This window comes from Catenuloplanes indicus (assembly GCF_030813715.1).
In the GTDB taxonomy this organism is placed as follows: Bacteria; Actinomycetota; Actinomycetes; order Mycobacteriales; family Micromonosporaceae; genus Catenuloplanes; species Catenuloplanes indicus.
In genome coordinates this window covers 2,441,676-2,460,847 of the sequence record NZ_JAUSUZ010000001.1, presented here as the reverse complement: position 1 = coordinate 2,460,847, position 19,172 = coordinate 2,441,676, and the positions used below count along the sequence as shown (strand labels likewise).

The 19,172-nt window shown below is 72.5% G+C and carries 13 protein-coding genes; 2 read left to right on the top strand and 11 right to left on the bottom strand.

The window, feature by feature from the left end:
- Nucleotides 1–8: 8 nt before the first annotated feature.
- The 5 genes from J2S42_RS11070 to J2S42_RS11050 all read right to left on the bottom strand — a co-directional run bounded on the left by J2S42_RS11070 (nucleotide 9) and on the right by J2S42_RS11050 (nucleotide 5,236).
- Complete coding sequence (locus J2S42_RS11070; RefSeq protein WP_307238233.1) at nucleotides 9–1,523, bottom strand: glutamine synthetase family protein; 1,515 nt, start codon at nucleotides 1,521–1,523, stop codon at nucleotides 9–11.
- Nucleotides 1,516–2,847, bottom strand: coding sequence for an aromatic ring-hydroxylating dioxygenase subunit alpha (locus J2S42_RS11065; protein WP_307238231.1), 1,332 nt, complete (start codon nucleotides 2,845–2,847; stop codon nucleotides 1,516–1,518). The genes J2S42_RS11070 and J2S42_RS11065 overlap by 8 nt, the downstream gene beginning before the upstream one ends.
- A gap of 123 nt (nucleotides 2,848–2,970) precedes the next feature.
- Nucleotides 2,971–3,873: a methyl-accepting chemotaxis protein gene (locus J2S42_RS11060; protein ID WP_307238229.1), complete on the bottom strand. Its 903-nt coding sequence runs from the start codon at nucleotides 3,871–3,873 to the stop codon at nucleotides 2,971–2,973.
- Nucleotides 3,870–4,403 carry a PAS domain-containing protein gene (locus tag J2S42_RS11055; RefSeq protein ID WP_307238227.1) on the bottom strand — a complete coding sequence of 178 codons (534 nt, stop codon included), beginning with the start codon at nucleotides 4,401–4,403 and terminating at the stop codon, nucleotides 3,870–3,872. Before J2S42_RS11055 ends, J2S42_RS11060 begins: the two co-directional genes overlap by 4 nt.
- 53 nt (nucleotides 4,404–4,456) lie before the next feature.
- Nucleotides 4,457–5,236, bottom strand: a complete 780-nt coding sequence (locus J2S42_RS11050; RefSeq protein ID WP_307238225.1) for an SDR family NAD(P)-dependent oxidoreductase — start codon at nucleotides 5,234–5,236, stop codon at nucleotides 4,457–4,459.
- 58 nt (nucleotides 5,237–5,294) lie between these two features.
- Here J2S42_RS11050 and J2S42_RS11045 point away from each other — a divergent pair, with 58 nt between their 5' ends.
- On the top strand, nucleotides 5,295–7,115 hold the full coding sequence (locus J2S42_RS11045; RefSeq protein ID WP_307238223.1) for a PucR family transcriptional regulator: 1,821 nt from the start codon (nucleotides 5,295–5,297) through the stop codon (nucleotides 7,113–7,115).
- Between the two features lie 15 nt (nucleotides 7,116–7,130).
- On the opposite strand, the gene J2S42_RS11040 is transcribed toward J2S42_RS11045, so the two are convergent.
- The 3 genes from J2S42_RS11040 to J2S42_RS11030 are packed head-to-tail and all read right to left on the bottom strand — an operon-like array spanning nucleotide 7,131 to nucleotide 13,374.
- Entirely contained in the window at nucleotides 7,131–7,565 is a 435-nt protein-coding gene (locus tag J2S42_RS11040) for an AAA family ATPase (protein WP_307238221.1), read from the bottom strand.
- A 29-nt stretch (nucleotides 7,566–7,594) separates the two neighbouring features.
- Nucleotides 7,595–7,915, bottom strand: coding sequence for a hypothetical protein (locus tag J2S42_RS11035; protein ID WP_307238219.1), 321 nt, complete (start codon nucleotides 7,913–7,915; stop codon nucleotides 7,595–7,597).
- A 29-nt stretch (nucleotides 7,916–7,944) separates the two neighbouring features.
- A complete protein-coding gene (locus tag J2S42_RS11030; protein ID WP_307238217.1) occupies nucleotides 7,945–13,374 on the bottom strand; it encodes an ATP-binding protein in 5,430 nt (1,809 codons plus the stop codon).
- Between the two features lie 257 nt (nucleotides 13,375–13,631).
- Here J2S42_RS11030 and J2S42_RS11025 point away from each other — a divergent pair, with 257 nt between their 5' ends.
- Entirely contained in the window at nucleotides 13,632–15,635 is a 2,004-nt protein-coding gene (locus tag J2S42_RS11025) for a globin domain-containing protein (protein WP_307238215.1), read from the top strand.
- Here the strand turns inward: J2S42_RS11025 and J2S42_RS11020 are convergent.
- From J2S42_RS11020 to J2S42_RS11010, 3 genes are all read right to left on the bottom strand, one after another.
- Complete coding sequence (locus J2S42_RS11020) at nucleotides 15,614–16,960, bottom strand: MurL-like N-terminal domain-containing (protein WP_370879377.1); 1,347 nt, start codon at nucleotides 16,958–16,960, stop codon at nucleotides 15,614–15,616. The two genes, J2S42_RS11025 and J2S42_RS11020, sit on opposite strands and share 22 nt — an antisense overlap.
- A gap of 318 nt (nucleotides 16,961–17,278) precedes the next feature.
- Entirely contained in the window at nucleotides 17,279–18,226 is a 948-nt protein-coding gene (locus tag J2S42_RS11015; RefSeq protein WP_307238213.1) for an acyl-ACP desaturase, read from the bottom strand.
- A gap of 116 nt (nucleotides 18,227–18,342) precedes the next feature.
- A complete protein-coding gene (locus J2S42_RS11010) occupies nucleotides 18,343–19,062 on the bottom strand; it encodes a lysophospholipid acyltransferase family protein (RefSeq protein ID WP_307238211.1) in 720 nt (239 codons plus the stop codon).
- Nucleotides 19,063–19,172: the final 110 nt, after the last annotated feature.

Here is a 19,172-nt window from a genome sequence, read left to right as displayed (position 1 = left end):
ACGTCCTCTCAGAACAGGTCGAAGTATTCGCGCTGCTCCCAGTCGGAGACGTGCGCCAGGTAGCGGGCGAACTCGTCACGCTTGAGCTTCGCGTACCAGTCGACGGTGCGGGCGCCGAACGCGTCCGCGAAGAGCGGGTCCGCCTCCAGCGCGTCCACCGCGGCGCCGAGCGACTGCGGCAGCCGGACCGCGTCCGCGGCGTACGGGTTCTCGGTCGGGGGGCCCGGGTCGATCGCGTGCTTCAGCCCGTCCAGGCCGCTCACGATCTGTGACGCGATGTAGAGGTACGGGCTGGCCGCGGGTTCGCCGGACCGGTTCTCCAGCCGCGCGCCCGTGTCCGTGCCGCCGCCCACCACGCGGACCATCGCGCCCTTGTTGTCCGCGCCCCACAGCACCCGGTCCGGCGCGAGGGAGAACGGCAGGTAGCGCTTGTAGCCGTTGACGGTCGGCGTGGTGAACGCGGCCGCGGCCGGTGCGTGCGCCAGCAGCCCGCCCAGCCAGTGCCGGGCCGTGCCGGACATCAGCGTCTCGTCCGGCCCGGGGTCGAACGCGGGCCGCCCGGTCGCCCGCTCACGCAGCGACTGGTGCAGGTGCCAGCCGGTGGACGCGGTCGCGGCGCCGGCCGGCCGGGACATGAACGTGGCGTGGTATCCGGCGCGGCGGCAGATCTGCCGGATCGCGCTGCGCGCCAGCACCACCTGGTCCGCGGCGTCCCGCGCGCTCCCGGCCTGCATGGTGATCTCCAGCTGGCTCGGGCCGAACTCCAGCTCGATCGAGCGCAGCGGCAGATCCAGCGTGGTCAGCCCACGCTGCAACAGCTGGACCACCTCGTCCACGCGGTCCAGGCCCTCCTCGTGCAGCAGCTGCGCGCCGCCGCTGACCGGGCCGACCCGCGGCGGGCGTCCGGGCGCGCCCGGTCCGCCGACCCGGTCGGCGGCGAACGCGGCCTCCTCGGCGCGGAACACGTGGAACTCCAGCTCGACGCCGACCGTCATGTCGTACCCGTGGTCGCCGAGCTTGCCGATCTGGCTCCTGAGCATCGAGCGCGTGCAGAACGGGACCGGGGAGCCGTCCGGGAAACGCAGGTCGCAGAGGACCCAGCCGGTCTTCTCCGCCCACGGCAGCACCCGGAACGTGGTCGGGTCCGGCACCAGGACCACGTCACCGGCACCGGCGAAGCCCGCCCGCGCGTCCGGCGTGAAGACCGGGAACGCGGACCGGCCGGACGAGTCCTTGAGCAGCAGCGAGCTGGGCGCGGTGACCCCGGAGCGGAGCGCGCCCGGCACGGCCGCCCGGGTCAGCGTCTTGCCGTGCAGCACGCCGTGCTGGTCCGCGAACGAGAACCGGACCAGCTCCAGGCCCAGCTCGTCGATCACCCGGCGGAGCTGGCCGGCCGCGGCGTACTGCGCCTGCGTCCACAGCTCGTGCCGGTCGACGAAACCGCCGCGGTCCGCGGCCAGCATCGGGCGCGCGTCCCAGCCGCCACCGCCCTCCGCGACCGGCCGCTCGTCGACGCTAGGCATCCGCGTGGTCCGTCCGCGGGGACGCCCACGGGGAGGCTTCCCGGCGCTCGGCCTCGCGCCGCCGCCAGGTCTCCTCCCAGCCGTCGTTCGGCGCGATCGTGTCGACCGCGAGCGGGCCGGTCAGCCGGGCCGCGTCCGCCTCACCGGCCGGCCGGGCCGGTACCGTGCCGCCCTGCTCGAACGCGTCGATCGCGCGCAGCAGCATGCGGCGGTTCGCGGTGACCGCGCGGTCCGAGACGCCGAGGCGCTCGGTGGTGCGGTCCTGGATCGCGCCCATGCTCTCCACCGCCCACTGGTCGTGGACGTTGATGTCCAGACCCATGCCGGTGTACGTGAGATCGCGCTGCTCGGCCGGGTCGTACCCCCAGTTGTTGGTCCTGTTCCGCAGCGGCCGGTAGTCGGGCAGCGTGACCTCGCCCAGGCGCTGCTGGAGCAGCGTGTCCCTGTCGGTCCGCTCCGCGAAGTCGTACCAGATCATGTACCAGTAGTGGTGGTGGTCGTCGATCGGTACGTGCCACTGGATGAAGACCTTGCTGGTGCCGAACGGCACCACGAACGCGTTCGGGAACACCAGGTTCGTGATCCGGACGTGCTTGACGCCCTCGGTGAGCTGCCGCAGCGCGTAGACGCGCAGCCCGTGATCGGCCTCCTCCACCTCGATGTCCGGCCGGTACGAGTCGCCGACCAGCTTGGACAGCTTCTGCCCGGTGCCCTCGACGATCTCGCTGAACTGCTGGCCGTAGACCTCGCGCGGATCCTCGTCGATGAACCGGTGCAGGAAGCTGACGTGACTCGGATCGATGCCGCCCTCCAGGCCCTGCAGCCAGTTGCACTCCCACAGGCCCTTGAACGCGAACGTGTACTCGTCCGGCGCCTGGAACGCGTCGTAGTACGGCAACGGCGGCGGGTCGCCCTCGCCGAGGTAGGCGAAGACGATGCCGTTCCTCTCCACGCACGGGTACGCCGGGATCCGGATCCGCTCGGCGAACCGGCTGTGCGCGGGCTCGGCCGGCTGCTCCTTGCACTGGCCGTCCGCGCCGTAGAGCCAGCCGTGATAGAGACAGCGCAGGCCGCCCTCCTCGTGCCGGGCGAACGCCAGGTCCACGCCGCGGTGCGCGCAGAACCGCCCGACCAGCGCCCAGCCGCCGTCCGGCTTCCGGAACAGGACGAGGTCCTCGCCGAGCAGCCGGACCGGCTTGACCTGGCGGTCCGGCGTCATCTCGGAGACCAGGGCGGCGGGCTGCCAGTAGGCGCGCAGCAGTTTGCCGAGCGGCGTGCCGGGCCCGCTCCGGGTGACGCGTTCGTTGTCCTCGCGCTTGAGCACCGTGCGGGCCTCTCTCTCCTTGGATCACTTACGTCTTGTTCGGCATCCCATGCCTGCAAGATTGGATCCAATCCTGCCACGCGGAGCGCGACCAGGGAAGACGGGGCGGGTTACCAGATCATGTCAGCTGGCCCGGATCGTGCCGACGAAGCGCTGCACCTCGCCGCGCAGCCGCTCGGCGAGCTGGGTGAGCCCGTCCTCGCCGGTCAGCGCGTGATCGCTGCCGTCGACCCGGCCGGCGATCCCGGTTGCCAGGCCGCCCATCTCCCGGATGCTCTCGGTCACCGTCTCCAGCACGTCGATCGCGCCGGCCGTGGCGGACTGTACGGTGGTGACCTGTGCCAGGATCTCGTCGCTGGAACCGCTGGTCTCGTTCGCCAGGGTCTTCACCTCACCGGCGACCACGCTGAAGCCCTTGCCGGCCTCCCCGGCGCGCGCCGCCTCGATGGTGGCGTTCAGCGCGAGCAGCCGGGTCTGCGACGCCACCTTGTTGATCAGGTTGACCGCGCCGCGGATCTCGTCCGAGGCGGTCTTCAGCGAGCTCACCGTGGACAGGCCGCTCTCCGCGTTCGCGACCGCCTGCCCGGCCGAGGCGGACAGCCCGGTGGCGGCCGAGCCCATGCCCGCGGCCACGGACGAGATCTGCTCGCAGACGCTGAGCACGGCCGACTCCAGCTCGTCCGCGAGCGCGAGCCGGCTCCGGGCCGCGTCCGCGAGCCGGTCCGCGGAATCGTGCATGGCCGCGCTCGCGTTGCTGATCATCCGGGCGCCGTTCCGGAACGCGCCGTGCAGCCCGCGATACAGGAACCGGCGGTAGAAACGGCCATCGGCGGCGGCGGACAGCGACGCGCCGGACTCACGTACGTACGCGTCCGTCACGTCCAGCAGCCGGTTCAGCTCGGTGCGCGCCGCGATGATCTCCGGGTCGGTGCCGAGCGCGGGCACGCGCGCCTCCAGGTCGCCGGTGGCCGCGCGCCGGCACACCTCGGTGATCGCCAGCAGCGCCGCGCGCTCGGGGCTGGTCACGACATCGTCCGGTTCGTCACGTCCCAGACGAACTCGGGGTACGTCAGCCCGCGCGACGCCAGCTCCGACTCCAGCAGCGCGGTGGCGGCGGCCAGTGCGTCCGGCGTGTGCGGGTGCCGTCGCTCCTCGGCCCGCAGACGCTCGTACAGCGCGGACAACTCACCCACCGCGGTACGGTCCGGCAGCCGCCGGTTCGAGTGGTAGCCGACGCACCGGCCCGCGTCGTCCAGCGACGGCGTGACGTGGGCGAACACCCAGTAGTGGGCGCCGTCGGCCGCGAGGTTCAGCACGTACGCGAAGATCTCCTGGCCGCTCTTGATCGTGTCCCAGAGCAGCTTGAAGACCGCGGCCGGCATGTCCGGGTGCCGGATCAGGTTGTGCGGCTGGCCGAGCGCGTCCGCCTCGGCCAGCGCGGACACCCGGAGGAACACGTCGTTGGCATACGTGATCCGGCCCTGTGGATCGGTCTTGGTCACGATGACCTCGTCCACCCCGAACGAGCGCTCCACCCCGGTCGGACGAACTCGCACACCACTGCGCACGCCCTGCCGATCGGCGACCGGCAGGGCGACCTGAGACGAATTCAGCCGACGATGACGCCGGTGAGCCGTGCGCACAGGGCGAGCAGGCCGTCCTGGTTCGCCGGATCGTTCTCCTGTGCCCCCGGCCGCCAGGCGCGCTCGGAGTCGTACGAGTTCGGCGGCAGCGGGGCGCCGGGCTGCGGGGCCGCGAGCCGGGCCAGGCGCTCGCCCGCGTGCGCGGAGTCCAGCGGCGCGACGTCGCCGTTGCGCACCGTCATCTGCGTCGCCACGAAGTTCGGGTCGAACGCCAGGCTGTCCACCTCCGGCCAGCGCCGGCCGAACGCCAGCGCGAGCAGCACCAGGTGCAGCTTCGTCGAGCCGTACGCCTCGCGCCCGTGGTACGGACGGCGGTCGTAGTTCGGGTCGTCCAGATCCAGCACGCCGGAGCCGGCCAGCGCGGACGACGTGAAGATCAGCCGCTTCGGGCGGGGGAGAAGCGCGGTCAGCAGGTACGCCGACAGCGTGTTCACCTGGAACGTGATCTCGTTGCCGTCCACCGTCAGCAGCCGCTCCGGGTCGTGCAGCCGGCCGATGCCCGCGTTCAGCACCACCGTGTCGTACGGCCCGGCCTTCTCCGCCTGCGCGGCCAGCTGGTGCACCTCCGCGAGTGAGGAGAGGTCGCCGACCACCACGCCGTCGGCGCCCGGCACGGCCGCCAGCGCCTCCTCGGCCCGCTTCTCGTTGCGCGCGTGCAGCACCACCTGGTGGCCCTGCCCGATCAGCGCGATCGCCGCCGCCTGCCCGATGCCGGTCGACGAGCCGGTTATCAGCACCCTGGCCATCCGTAGCCCCGCCTTTCGTTGGTTCAGCGGCAAGACTCTAGCGGGATAGCCTCGTCCCGTGTTCCCCACCGTGAGCGAGATCCTGGCCCTGGACCCGGTCCGCCACGGCCTCCCTCGCGTGCTGGCCGGCTCCGGCGTGCTCGACCGGCCGGTCCGCTGGGTGCACGTGGCCGAGATACCGGACATCGCGCCGCTGCTGCGCGGTGGTGAACTCGTGCTCAGCACCGGCATCGGACTGCCACCGTCCGACGACGCGCTGCGGGCCTTCGTCGCCGCGCTCGCCGGTGTCGGCGCCGCCGGCCTGGTCATCGAGCTGGGCCGGGGCCGCTTCGCGTCGTCGCTGCCACGCGCCATGATCGCCGAGGCGCAGTCGCGTGACCTGCCGCTGATCGAGCTGCGGCGCACCGTCCGGTTCGTGCGGATCACCGAGGCCGTGCACGCGCTGATCGTCGACGCGCAGCTCACCGAGCTGCGCGCGACCGAGGAGATCCACCAGCGCTTCACCGAGCTGTCCGTGGACGGCGCCGAGCCCGCCGAGGTGGTGCACCAGGCCGCGCTGCTCGCCGGCGCCCCGGTGATCCTGGAGAACCTGTCCCGCCGGGTGCTCGCCTTCGACGCCGCCGGCGAACGCCCGGAGCTGCTGCTGGACGACTGGGAACAGCACTCCCGCCGCCTTCAGCACCCGTCCCGCACGTTCCACGCGGCCGGCTGGCTGGTCACCACGGTCGGCGCCCGCGGCCAGGACTGGGGCCGCCTGCTGCTGCGCTGGCCCGCCCCCGCTGACCCACCGTCCCGCCTCACCATCCTGCTCGAACGCGCCGCCTCCACACTGGCGCTGGGCCGCCTGATCCGCCGTGACGCCGAGGGCCTGGAACGCCAGCTGCACCGCACGCTCCTCACCGCACTCCTGGACCACACCCATCCGGTCGGCGAGGTGGCGCTGCGCGCGAAGGCGCTGGGCGTGCCGCTGGAGCGACGACACCTGGTCGGCGTGGTGGTCCGCTTCCGCGGCGGCGACCACTCCGCCGGACGCCGGCCGGGCGATGCGGGTGACCGGTTGAGAGGCGGCGAACACTCCGCCGGACGCCGGCCGGGCGATGCGGACGGCCGGTTCCGTGGCGCCGGCCGATCCGCCGGTCGCGAGCCGGCCGGCCCGGGCGACGAGTCCACCGGACGGGAATCGGCCGACGCGGGTGTTTCGCCGGTGCGGTGGGGGCCGACCGGACCGGCCGGCCTCGCCGATGACGGCCCGGGCCGTCTCCGTGACCTCGCCGAGGCCGTCAGCGCCGCGCTCCGCGACGCCACGATCGAGGGCTTGAGCAGCGCCATCGACGACACCACGGTCGGCGCGCTGCTGGCGCTGTCGTCCCCGGCCGGCGAGGAGCGCGCCCTGCTCGTCTTCGCCGCCGCCCTGCACCGTGCCCGCGGCGCCGACCCCGCACCGGTCATCATCGCCGCCGGCACCGGCGCCCCCACGCTCCGCGACGCCCGCCGCTCGCTCACCGAGGCCCGCCAGGTCGCCGACGCCGCCCGCCACGACCGCCGCGACGTCCCGGTCTTCCGCCTCCCCGACGTCGGCCTGCCCGGCCTCCTTCACCTGCTCCGCGACGAGCCCCGCCTGCAGACCTTCGTCGAACGCGAACTAGGCCCCTTGCTCGCCCACGACGCCCGCGACCAGCTTCTCGCCACCCTCCGCACCTACCTGGACAGCGGCCGCAACAAGTCGGCTGCCGCCGCTGCCGCCCACCTGTCCCGTCCCGCCTTCTACGAGCGGCTGGCTCGCATCGCTCACATCCTCGACACCGACCTCGACTCCGTCGACGCGTGCCTCTCCCTGCACGTCGCCCTCCTCGCGTTCGACTCGATCCGCGGCGGCTGACCGAGCGGGTGCGGGTCAGAACAGCTGGCGGCCGCTCGGGAGCGTGGCCTCGATCAGGCGATACATTCCGCTCGACGGGTTGTCGTGTGGGGTGGTGGCGCCATTCTCGCGGTGAGACACCGCCAGTCTGGCGGCCCGCCGGGCGGCGTCCAGACGCTGAGGCATGTATCGGGATCCGATGTTGGCCGAGAGCCGAGGGTGGAGGCTTGCGTCGATCTCGTCGAAGAGCAGGATCTGACCACTGCGCAGTGCGGTCAGTACCGGTCCGATGAGCCGGTACCACGTCTGGGTGCCCTCGGACTCGTCGAACATGTCGAAGGACAGCCGCTCGCCTCCCACGCTGTGGACCAGTCTGATCGACCGGCGTAGGGAGCGTGGGGCGTCTGCTCGGGGATTCTCAACGACTTCGACGTCGTCGATGTCCAGGTCGGCGTAGCGCAGCAGGTCCAATATGGACGTCATGACGCCGCCCGCGCCGATCAGCGGGTCCTCAGGCGATTGCTGTCGTCGGATTCTCGCAGGGACTCCAGGATCATGCCCCTCGTCGTCCGGGACAGCAGCGGACGCTCCGGAATGTCAAAGCCGCGAGATTGTGGTCGTCGCTGGCCCGGGAACCCGATGGATCTGAGCCGCCGGCCGAACTCCGCGATCTCCGAGCCGAAGCGGATCGAGGCCGAGAGGGCGAGAGTGGTCGGCGTCAGGCAGCGGTCTGACGGCGTGTCCATGCTCCGCGCCGGCGGATCCACCTCGGCCACGACGGCGAACGGGCCCACCACGAACGACGTGAGGGGGCCGACCACCCGGCCGGCCCCCTCAGATCGCATACGGATCAGGCGTTCAGGCCTTTTTCGATAGCCGCGATGATCTGGGGGCGGAGTTCGGACGCCTTGATGATGGCGTCGACCGAGCCGACCTCGACCGCCCGCTTGATGCTGTGGATGCCGTCGAACTCGGCCGCCACCTCGCCCAGTTTCTCCGCGCGCACGGAGGACCGGGTCTCTGCCAGCTCCGCGACCAGCGCGGCCCGGGCGGCGCCGGACTCGGCGGCGATCCGGGTCTCCAGGCCGGTGACGCGCGGGTCCTTGGCGGTGCGCGCGTTCACCTCGCCGGCGAAGACGACCGCGGCGGCCGGGGCGCCGCCGAGGACGGAGGCGAACGAGCCCTCGACGGCCAGCGCCGTCATGTTCGGGTTCAGGGCCTTGGAGAAGACCACGAACGCGCCACCGTGGTAGCGGGAGATCACGCAGAACACGATCGGGCCGCGGAAGTTGACGATCGCCCGGCCGATCTCGGCGCCGTACTCCAGCTGGAGCCGCCGCATGGACTCGGGCGAGCCGTCGAAGCCGGACAGGTTCGCCAGCACGACCAGCGGGCGGTTGCCGCTGGCCGCGTTGATCGCGCGGGCCGCCTTCGCCGCGGAGCGCGGGAAGAGCGTGCCGGCCGTGTACGTGTCCGGGCCGTCGGTGGGCGGGAAGCCCCGGCGCGGCACCGAGCGGGACTCGATGCCGAGCAGCGTGACCGGGATGCCGCCCAGGTGCACGTCCTGCACCACCGCGGTCTCCGCGTCGGCCATGCCGGCCCACCGCTCCAGCACCACGTGGTCCTGGTCGGAGACCGCGCGCATCACCGTACGGATGTCGAACGGCTTCTTCCGGTCCGGGTTGTGCGTGGCCGAGAAGATCTGCCCGACCGTGGTGAAGTCGCTGTCCGGCGCCGAGTGCGGGAAGTCCGAGATGTCCCGGTCGAAGGCATCCGACGTGGCCGCCCGCCGCGGCCGGGACTCGCCCGGCAGCACGTACGAGTGGTCGTAGTACGTCATCAGCAAGTCCCGCGCGGCCGACAGGTCCGGCGCCCAGTACTGCGCCTGCCCGTTCGGCCCCATCACCCGGTCGTACCCGCCGATGCCGAAGTTGTCCTCGGCCGAGACGCCGCCGGAGAAGTCCAGGGACTGCTTGCCGGTCAGTACCATCGCGGAGTCCGGCGTCATGATCAGCACACCGCGGGTGTGCATCAGCATCGTGGCCTCGGCGTTCCAGTACGGCTGCGCGCCGACCGTGATGCCCGCGACCACGATGTTGATCTCGCCACCGGCCTGGGTGAACTCCACGATCCGCTTGAGCGCGGCCGCGACCCAGTCCATGTTCTCCGTGCCGGACGTCATCGAGATCCGGGCGCCCGCGGACAGCGCGTACCACTCGACCGGAACGCCGAGCGACGTGGCCAGGTCGAGCGCCGCGATCACCCGCGCGCACTCCGCCTCGGCCAGCGCGCCCAGCGCCTTGGTGGGGTCGCCGAGCAACACGACGCGCTTGATGCCCTCCGGGTACCGCGTGGTGGGCGTGCTGACCACGCCGGCCACGATGCCCGCCGTGTTCCGGCCCCGGGGCCGGTCGACCGGCTCGAGGACGGAGCCGACCAGGTCGTACTCGACGAAACTGCCCAGCAGGGCGGTCAGCTCGTACGGGTACGTCGTGCCCCGCCGCCGCGCCGAGATGACCTTGGAGCGGTAGTCGTCCAGCGGCTCGATCGGGTCCGTGGACGGCGTCGTGAACGACACGTTCATGCCGGCCTCGAAGCCCAGGTTGACCGCGATCTCGACCAGTTCACCGGTGGCCGCGTCCCGCTGCCGGCCGATGAACTGCACCTCCTCCAGGCCCGCGCCGGCGGTCACCGGCAGCACCCGCTGCGCGACCGCGTTCAGCTCCTCCATCGACAGCTCGACCTGCGGCCACACGTACAGCGTGATCCGGTTGGTGTCGAACCGCTTCTTGACCGGGCGCTGCGCCTGGACCTTGCGGATCGCGTCCAGGCAGGCGTCGAGCGCGCCCTCGACCGCGGGCAGCGCCACGATCCGGCCGTCCGTGTCGCGCAGCGGCGTCAGGTCGCGGATCTGCGCCATCGCGGCCAGCCGCTCGTCGGCCGGGTTCTCCGGCGCCACGCAGCGGAACAGGTAGACGTCCTCGTCCGCGGTGGGCAGCCGGGTCAGGTCGAAGTCGCGCCAGCGCGGCACCTGGAGGCGCTCCGCGATCAGCGGGTGCAGCCCGCGGATCACCCGCTCCTCGCCGAGGCCCGGCCGGAACGTGAAGTGGTGGTGCATCGCGCCACCGCTGATCCCGGCGACCGAGAACGTCACCCGCTGCGCGGAGTCGAGCAGCCCGGACGACGCGAGCACGGAACCGAGCGCGTCCGCCATCTCGTCCGGCGACGGCTGGTCGTCCCAGGTCAGGTACACGTCCGCGACCGAGTCCGCGGAGACCAGGCCGGTCGCGGCGGCTAGCACGGACGGCAGCGAACCGAAGTCCGAGGCGGTCGCGACCAGCCGGAACCGCTCGTCACCGCGCTGATAGGCGGCGGTGAAGAAACAGACCCCGGAGACCTCGACGGTACGGGTGTCCGACGCGCCCCGGTTGCCGTAGTAGCGACGGCTCAGCACCTCCAGCATGGGCCCGTGATCCACACCGGGCCGGCCGATCCGCTGCCCGAGGATCCGGACCAGCGGCTCGGACGAGGAGACCATCGCCGCGATCCGCTCGCCGCGGTCCGGCGCGTCCGGGTTCTGGTCCAGGAAACGCAGGTGGCCGCGGACCTCCGCGTACACCTCCGCGCGCTTGCGGCGCAGCATCGGCTGGGCGGCCCAGCGGAACACGATCGACCGGGCCAGGTCGCCGATCACCGGGTAGCGCAGCTGGGTGGCCGCGATCAGGTGCTCCAGCGCGCCGCTGACCAGCTCGCGCAGCTCGTCGCCGGGCAGCGGCTCGGTCAGCCAGCGCTGCAGGAACGTGACGATGACCGAGACGTCCGCGGACGCGCGCTGCTGGGCCAGGAAGATCCGGAAGACCGCCTCCTCCAGCTCCGGCGTGCGCTCGAAGCCGGTGACGCCGTAGTGCGCGAGCACCCGCGCGAGCCGCCCGCGGAACGTGTCGGACAGCCCGGCCCGGTCCACGTCCAGCGACTGCAGGTACGCGTGGAAGTACTCCCGCGAGCTGTGCACCCGGGTGTCCGCCGCGTGCTCCTCGCCGGCCGGCCGGTTGCGGCTGAGCTCGGACAGGTCCGCGAAGACCTGCAGCAGCCCGACCTCCTCCTCCAGCGGCCGGTGGCTCAGCTCGGCCCGTGCCGCCAGGTAGGACGCCAGCGCCCGCTTCTCGTCCAGCGGGTCCACGTCGTAGCCGAGCAGCAGGCTGCGCAACTCCGCGATGCCGCGCGCCACGCGCTCCTCGGCCGACAGGCCGTCCTGCGAGGCGGGCAGGTCCAGATCGACGGCCTCGGAGACCGCCTCCGCGGCGGCAGCGTCGCCGACCGGCTCCAGGCGCAGCAGCGGCGCACCGGTCTCCACCTGGCTGCCGACCGTGACCAGGCACTCGCGCAGCTTGGCCTTGAACGGTGCGCGCAGCACCGTCTCCATCTTCATGCTCTCCAGCACCAGCACCGGCGCACCGGCCTCGACCTCGTCGCCGACCGCGAGCGGCGTCGCGACGACCAGCGCGGGCGCGGGGGAGCGCAGCACGCCGCCCTCGTCCCGGCTGACCCGGTGCGTGACGCCGTCCACCTCGACCAGGTGCGTCGGGCCGTGCGTGGCGGTGACCAGCCGGAAGCGCTCACCGTTGACCAGTATCCGGCCGGTGTGCTCGTCGAAGCGGTCCAGCTCCGCGTCGAGCACCGCCTCCTCGCCGATGCCGACCCGGAAGCGGCGCGGCCCGGTCTGCGCCACCGTCACCCGGTAGGTCGCGCCGCGCAGCTTCAGGTCGATCGGCCGGCCGCTCTTGTGCTGCACCTGCGGGCGGCCGCCGTGCGCGGTGGACAGCAGGCGCTGCCGCTCGACCCGCGCCTCGTCCTCGTACGCCTCGATCGCGGCCGCGGCCAGCGCGATGCCGGAGTGCTGCGCGGAGACCAACCGGCCCTCCGCACGGACCCGGTCGATCCAGCCGGTGTCGGCGCTGCCGTCGATCACCTCGGGCTGGTCCAGCAGGTCCAGGATGAAGCTCTTGTTGGTGGCGCCGCCCTCGATGATCACCATCGTCTCGGACACCGCGCGCCGCAGCCGGCCGAGAGCCTCGTCCCGGGTACGGCCGTACGCGATGATCTTCGCGATCATGGAGTCGAAGTCGGCCGGGATGACGTCGCCCTCGCTGACGCCGGTGTCCACCCGGATGCCCGGGCCGCTCGGCAGCGCCAGCCGCACGATCCGGCCCGGCGACGGCGCGAAGTCGCGGTCCGGGTCCTCCGCGTTCAGCCGGGCCTCGACCGCGTGCCCGCCCTCGGCCGGCATCAGCTCGCCCAGGCGCCCGCCGGACGCCACGTGGATCTGCGCCTTGACCAGGTCGAAGTCCGTGGTCACCTCGGTGATCGGGTGTTCCACCTGGAGACGCGTGTTGACCTCAAGGAACGCGAACAGCCGCTCGCCCGGGTGGTAGAGGAACTCGACCGTGCCCGCGCCCTTGTAGTCGACCGCCAGCGCGAGACGCTCGGCCGCCTCCTTCAGCTCGCGGGCCTGCGCGCGGTCCAGCACCGGGGAGGCGGACTCCTCGATCACCTTCTGGTTGCGGCGCTGCACGGAGCAGTCGCGGACGCCGAGCGCCCATGCGCTGCCCTGACCGTCCGCGATCACCTGGACCTCGACGTGCCGGGCGCCGGTGACCAGGCGCTCCAGGAACACGATGCCGCTGCCGAACGCGCGCGCGGCCTCCAGGCTGGTCCGCTCGTACGCGTCGGTCAGCTCGTCGTCGCTGCGCACCACGCGGATGCCGCGCCCGCCGCCGCCCGCGGTCGCCTTGAGCATCAGCGGGTAGCCGATCCCGGCCGCGGCCTCCTTCGCCGCCTCCAGGCTCTCCACCGCGCCGCGGCTCCACGGCGCGACCGGGACGCCGACCTCCTCGGCGATCAGCTTCGCGCCGATCTTGTCGCCGAGCTTGCGCATCGCGTCCGCGCTCGGGCCGATGAACGTAACGCCGATCTTCTCGCACAGCTCGGCGAACGCCGGGTCCTCCGCGACGAAGCCCCAGCCCACCCAGGCCGCGTCCGCACCGGTCGCGACCAGCGCGCGCTCCAGCACCGCGTGGTCCAGGTACGGCCGGGCGGAGGCGGGCCCGAGGTTGTAGGACCGGTCGGCCTCGCGGACGAACGTGGCGCCGCGCTCACCGTCCGTGTAGAGCGCGACCGTCTCGATCGGCGATGTTCCCGTCTCGGCGTTCAGTTCGCGGACGGCGTGGATGAGCCGCATGGCGGCCTCTCCGCGGTTGACGATGGCGATGCGGTTGAACACCGACCGAGCCTCCCAAAGTGCGTACACAACGTTGCGGAGCCCTCGATCGGCCCCGTCAACAAGCTTCGTCGTTACCGGGCGGTATGGAACCGTTGGACCCGCCACTGGACACGGTCCCAATTTGTCGGAACCCGACAACTCTACATGGAGAGAACCGACACCTCGGTGGCTCGTCGCCTCCGAGTAAGCGGTGCAAACCGGGTGCTAACGGGCTAGATCACTCCCGAGGAGGGCTCGCTTTCGGGAGAATGCACAGGGTGATCAGCGTTGGCGGAGCCGGACACCGGGACCTGCAGGCGCTGCTGCACGCGTTACGGGTCGGCAAGGTCGTCGAGCAGCTGCCGAACGCACACAGTAATGTCAGCCCGCCCGCACCGGCCACCCACACGCCGCCGCAGCCGGCCGCGCAGGGCTGGGTACCGATGGGCGGGGGCGGCGCGGCCCAGCAGGCGGCGCAGCAGACCGCGACCCAGCAGGCGGGTACGCAGCAGAGCGCGGCCGGCCCGCCGCCGAGCCTCTCGCGCGGCGGGACCGCACCCCGGAACGCGGCACCCCAGGGGCGATACACCACGGGTACGGGAAGCGGGTCACCCCCGGCGGGGGCTCCCGGTGCGGCCCCCGGAGGTGCGCCCGGAACCGGTGGGTTCCCGGCCGGCCCGGCCGTGCCGTTTCCCCCGGTGCCCGGCCCGGTCGGCCACCCCGGCCGGCCCGTGCCCGGCATGCCGGGGGGCTCCGGCGGCCAGCCCGGCCAGCCCGTGCCCGAGACGCCGGGTAGCCCGGGCGGCCAGCCGGGCCGGCCCATGCCGGGAACGCCGGGCGACCCGGGCGGTCAGGCGGGCCGGCCCACCCCCGGCAACCCGGCCCTGCCCACGATCCCCGGACCACCCACCACCGCGGCCCCGCCACCCCCGGGTACCCCGCCGCCCGTGATCCCCGGCATGCCGCCGGCGGTCGTCCCCGGCACCACGATCCCCGCCCCGCACATCCCCGGCCCGCCCGTCAACGCCCCCGCCTGCCCGTATCCGGGCGCTGACACCCGTACCCCCGCGGCGTCGTTGCCCTATGCCCCCGCCGGGGGCATGCCCGCGTGGGAAGCGGTCGTGCCGATCCGGGTAGGCCCGCAGAGCCGCCCCACCGCGGCCCGGGGCGTGCTGGTCGACGGCTTCCGCCCCGGCGAGGAGTCCGCGCTGCACGCGCTGCAGACCCGGCTCCGCGAGTCGCTTCAGCTGGTCGGTTCCGTCGACGAGGCCGTGCAGCTGCTGGACGAGCACCTGTTCACCGCCCGCCCGGAGCTGCGACCGCTCTTCCCGCCCAGCGCCGAGGTGCACAAGCAGCAGCTCCGGGACGCGCTCGGCTGGCTGGTCGACAACCTGGACAACCCGCAGGTACTGGCGGCCGGCTGCGGCCAGCTCGGCCCGGTGCTCCGCGAGTTCGGCGTGCAACGGCCGCACATAGACGCGTTCGGGATGGCCATGCTGGACGCGCTGCGCGCCAGCATGGCCGGTGCCTGGCGCCCGGAGCACGACGTGGCCTGGCGGTCCACCTGGAAGCTGGCCGCGCAGTGGCTGCAGCAGGGCGAGGAGGACGCCGGGTACGCGCCACTGACCTGGCTCGGCACCGTGGTCGCCCGGCAGGACTGGCGCGACGACCTGTCCATCCTGTGGATCCGTACCTACCTGCCGTACCCGCACCGGGCCGGGCAGCGCGCGGTGCTGGAGGCGGACGGCGGCACCGGCAGCTATCCGATCGGCAACCCACCCACGCCGGACCACACCATCGAGGTGCACGTGGAGGCGCGGCCGGCCGATTACACCGGCACCGCGCTGCTGCGCGAGGCCGAGCCGGGGGAGCGGGTCCGGCTGCACCCGGCCGTGGAGCACCTGCCGGTCGACCGCGCGTCCGGCCGGGACCTGCTGCTGATCGCTGAGGGCACCGGCGTCGCCACCATGAAGGCGCTGCTGACCGAGGTCGCGTGGCGGCGGCAGCGCCGGGCCGTGCGGCTGTTCGTGGGCGTGCGCACGGTTGCGGAGATCTACGACCTGGAGCCGCTGCGTGCGATCGCGGCCGAGTGCCTGGACGCGCAGGTGCAGGTGGTGGTCGCCGCCGGCCCGCAGGGCCGGTTCCTCGGCGGCAGCCTGGCGCACGTGGTGGCCGGTGCCGCCGACTGGGCGGACTGGGACGTCTACGTGGACGGCCCACCCGCGCTGGTCGCCGCGCTGTCCGGCGTATTCGAGCGGCTCTACTCGCCGACGCGCGGGTAGCTGTCCGGCACGAACGCGGGCCCGCCGGGCGTGAACACGCTCGAGTGCGACGCGGTCTGCCACGCGGCGGCCGGCACCGCGTCCGCCAGCGCCTTCACCACCGGCTCGTCCTGCCACTCCGGGCTCTTCCGCAGCAGGTCGAGCGCGACCGTGCACTCCTCGACCTCGCCGACGCACTCCCACGGCTTGTGCGCGTCCACGCCGAGCAACTCCAGGAAGCCCGGGATCTGTGCCTCGTCGGCCAGCAGGTCGGTGCCGAAGATGCGGCGCAGCCGGTCGCGGCTCATCGACGGCGCCATCGCCAGGAACACGAACCGGCACTTCGGACAGTCGCCGCACCACCGCGCGGTCGCGCCGTGCAGCAGGAACGCCCGGTTGCAGCTGGTCACCACGTCGTCGTAGCGGTCGGTCTCTGCGTACAGCCGGGCGATGTGCAGCTCGGAGAGCCGGCGCAGCAGCGAGAAGTACGCGTTGGTCAGCCCGGCGTGCTCGGCCAGCGCGTCGCGCAGCAGCCCTTCGGCCTCCACGCCCTTGGACCATTGGTGGTTGATCTCCACGCCGTGCCAGACCAGGTTCGGATCGGACGCGGACCGCTCGTTCGACATCACCACCGGGCCCAGCCCGTTGAACGCGGCCGTGGCCACCGCGATCAGCGAGTTCACGGCCGTGACCGGCACGTGCCCGTTCAGCGCGCCCGCCTTGTTCACCTCGAACAGCAGCGGGTCGATCTTTCTCCGGGCGGCCCGTGCCTCGAGCCCGGAGGCCGCGTTGACCGCCTTGATCACACCGTTCGGGTTGACCGAGAACGGCACCGGCTCCCGCCCGGCGGCGCGCAGCGCTTCGAGCGTGACGATCGAGTCCTTGCCGCCGCCGACCGCGGACAGCGGCCGCAGATCAAGATCAAGGGCATGCGCCGGTACGGGCTCGGGCACGCCGTCCGGCGACGTGATCGCCACGGTCAGCACGTGCGGCAGCCCGTTGCGATAGGCGAACTCGCCCATCCCCTTGGTGTAGACCGCGGCGGCGAACTCCCGGGCGCGGTCACCCAGCCGGTGCGGCAGCACGATCGCGGCCGGCGCCGCCACCTTGTAGTAGGAGACACCGGCCGCGATCAGCAGCAGCTCCAGCACCCGGTGCGTGCGCACCAGCGCGTCCGCACCCGGCGCGCGCTCCGGCACCGGCAGCGTCACGGTCTCGGTGAACCGCAGCGGCTCCACCCCCGGCCCGGTCAGCGCGTAGCGCAGCGCCACGACACCGGTCTCCACGTCGAGGTCGTACCCCTCGGCCGTGAACAGATCCCGGTCCCGGATCTCATCCGCGCTCAACGCCACCGATTCAGCCCTTCGCTGTGCCTCCGGCCGTCCCCCGGCCGGCCGCAATGGTAGCCCCGCCCGCCCTCCCACGCTCACCAACGCCACCCGAGCCCTCACGCCACCGCCGAGCGCACCTCGCCGCCCGGCGGGTCGCGCGGCCGGGCGGGCGGCGCGTTTCGTGCTACTCGGCCGGACGCCCGCCGCGGGCGGGAAACCCTCGGCGGGTAGAAGCCCGCCGTGGGCTGGTACCTCGCCGTGGGCGGGAACCGGCCGCGGGTGGAAGCCCCGCCGAGCGGCGGTGGGCGGCTGCGGCGGGCTCCGGGGAAGGGGTCAGGACTGCTGGCGGGCGGCCTGGCGGGCGCGGTTGGCGTCGCGGCGCTCGGTGAAGCGGGTGGCCTGCTTGTCCAGGTTCTCCAGGAACTCGCCGAGCTCGTCGCGGGCCTTGGCGCCGTCGTCGGTGAGGCCGTCGGTCTCCAGCACCCTGAGCTTGCGCAGCACCGGCATCAGCACCTCGTCGTGGTGGATGCGCAGGTCGTAGATGCCGGCCATGGCGATCTGCACGGACTTGCGGGAGAAGTTCTCGATGGTGTGGCCGGGCATCTGGAACGAGCTGACCACGTCGGTGATCGCGCGCATCGCCAGGTTCGGGGAGAGCTTCAGCGACGCCTCGAGCAGGTTGCGGTAGAAGACCATGTGCAGGTTCTCGTCGGTGGCGATCCGGGCCAGCATGGCGTCGCAGACCGGGTCGCCGGAGAACTTGCCGGTGTTGCGGTGCGAGACGCGGGTGGCCAGCTCCTGGAACGACACGTACGCGATCGAGTGCAGGATGCTCTGGTCGTGCTCGTTCTCGAAGCCGACCGACATGTGCGACATGCGCAGCCGCTCCAGCTCGATCGGGTCGACCGCGCGCGTGGTCAGCAGGTAGTCGCGGATCGCGATGCCGTGCCGGCCCTCCTCCGCGGTCCACCGGTGCACCCAGTCACCCCAGGCCCGGTCGCGGCCGAACATGGACGCGATCGCGTGGTGGTAGCTGGGCAGGTTGTCCTCGGTGAGCAGGTTGACGATCAGCGAGGTGCGGGCGACCTCGGAGAGCTTGGACTGCTCCGGCTCCCAGGCGGTGCCGCCGAGCGGGCCGTCGAAGTTCGTGCCGTCGGACCACGGGACGTACTCGTGCGGGAACCACTCCTTGGCCAGGCCGATGTGCCGGTTCAGGTTGGTCTCCACCACGGGCTCAAGATCGAGCAGCAGTGCTCGCGTGGTTGCTTCGTCGACGGTCACAGGACCTCCAGAGGGGATGGCGAACCTACGGTTACGGTACCGTAGGTTCGCGGCTTCGACACCACCCGGGAAGCCGGAAAACCGGCCGGTAACCAGGACCGATGCCCTGCGGAAGATCAGCTGGCGGGCGCGATCACCGGCTGCGGCGCGGAGCCGCCCAGATACGCCGGCTGCCACCAGCGGTCCGCGTCGTCCTTCGGCTTGTCCGGGTACTCCCGCTGCGCCTTCTCGACCAGCACGGTCATCCGGCGGCGCAGCTCCGCGGTGGCGGCGTTCATGTCGTCCTTGCGGTTCACCTCCATCGGCTCGCCGACCAGGATCGTGATCGGCGTGTGCCGGCGGGTGAGCGTGCGCGGCCGGCCCTTGGTCCACAGCCGGTGCGTGCCCCAGAGTGCGACCGGGATCAGCGGCACGCCGGCGGACATGGCCAGCCGGGTCGCGCCGGACTTGACCTCCTTGACGGTGAACGAGCGGCTGATCGTCGCCTCCGGGAAGATGCCGACCACCTCGCCGCTCTTCAGCGCGGTGAGCGCGTCCCGGAACGACTGGATGCCGGAGTCGCGGTCGACCGGGATGTGCTTCATGCCGCGCATCAGCGGGCCGGAGATCCGGTGCTTGAAGACCTCCTGCTTGGCCATGAAACGGACCAGGCGCCGGGACGGGTGTGCGCCGAAACCGGCGAAGATGAAGTCGAGGTAGCCGATGTGGTTGCTGGCCAGCACCGCGCCACCCTCGCGGGGCACGTTGTCCGCGCCCTCGACCCGGATCTTGAGGTCCAGAACCTTGAACATCAGCTTCGACGCTGCGATGACGGGCGGGTACACCACTTCTGACATGGCGTAACGGTAGCCGCCCCGGCTGTGCGACGCCTCCTCTGTCCGGTGGGTGGGTGCTCACGCCGTACCCGGTGACCGATTTTGATCTCATTGGCGATGTGTCAGGTGAC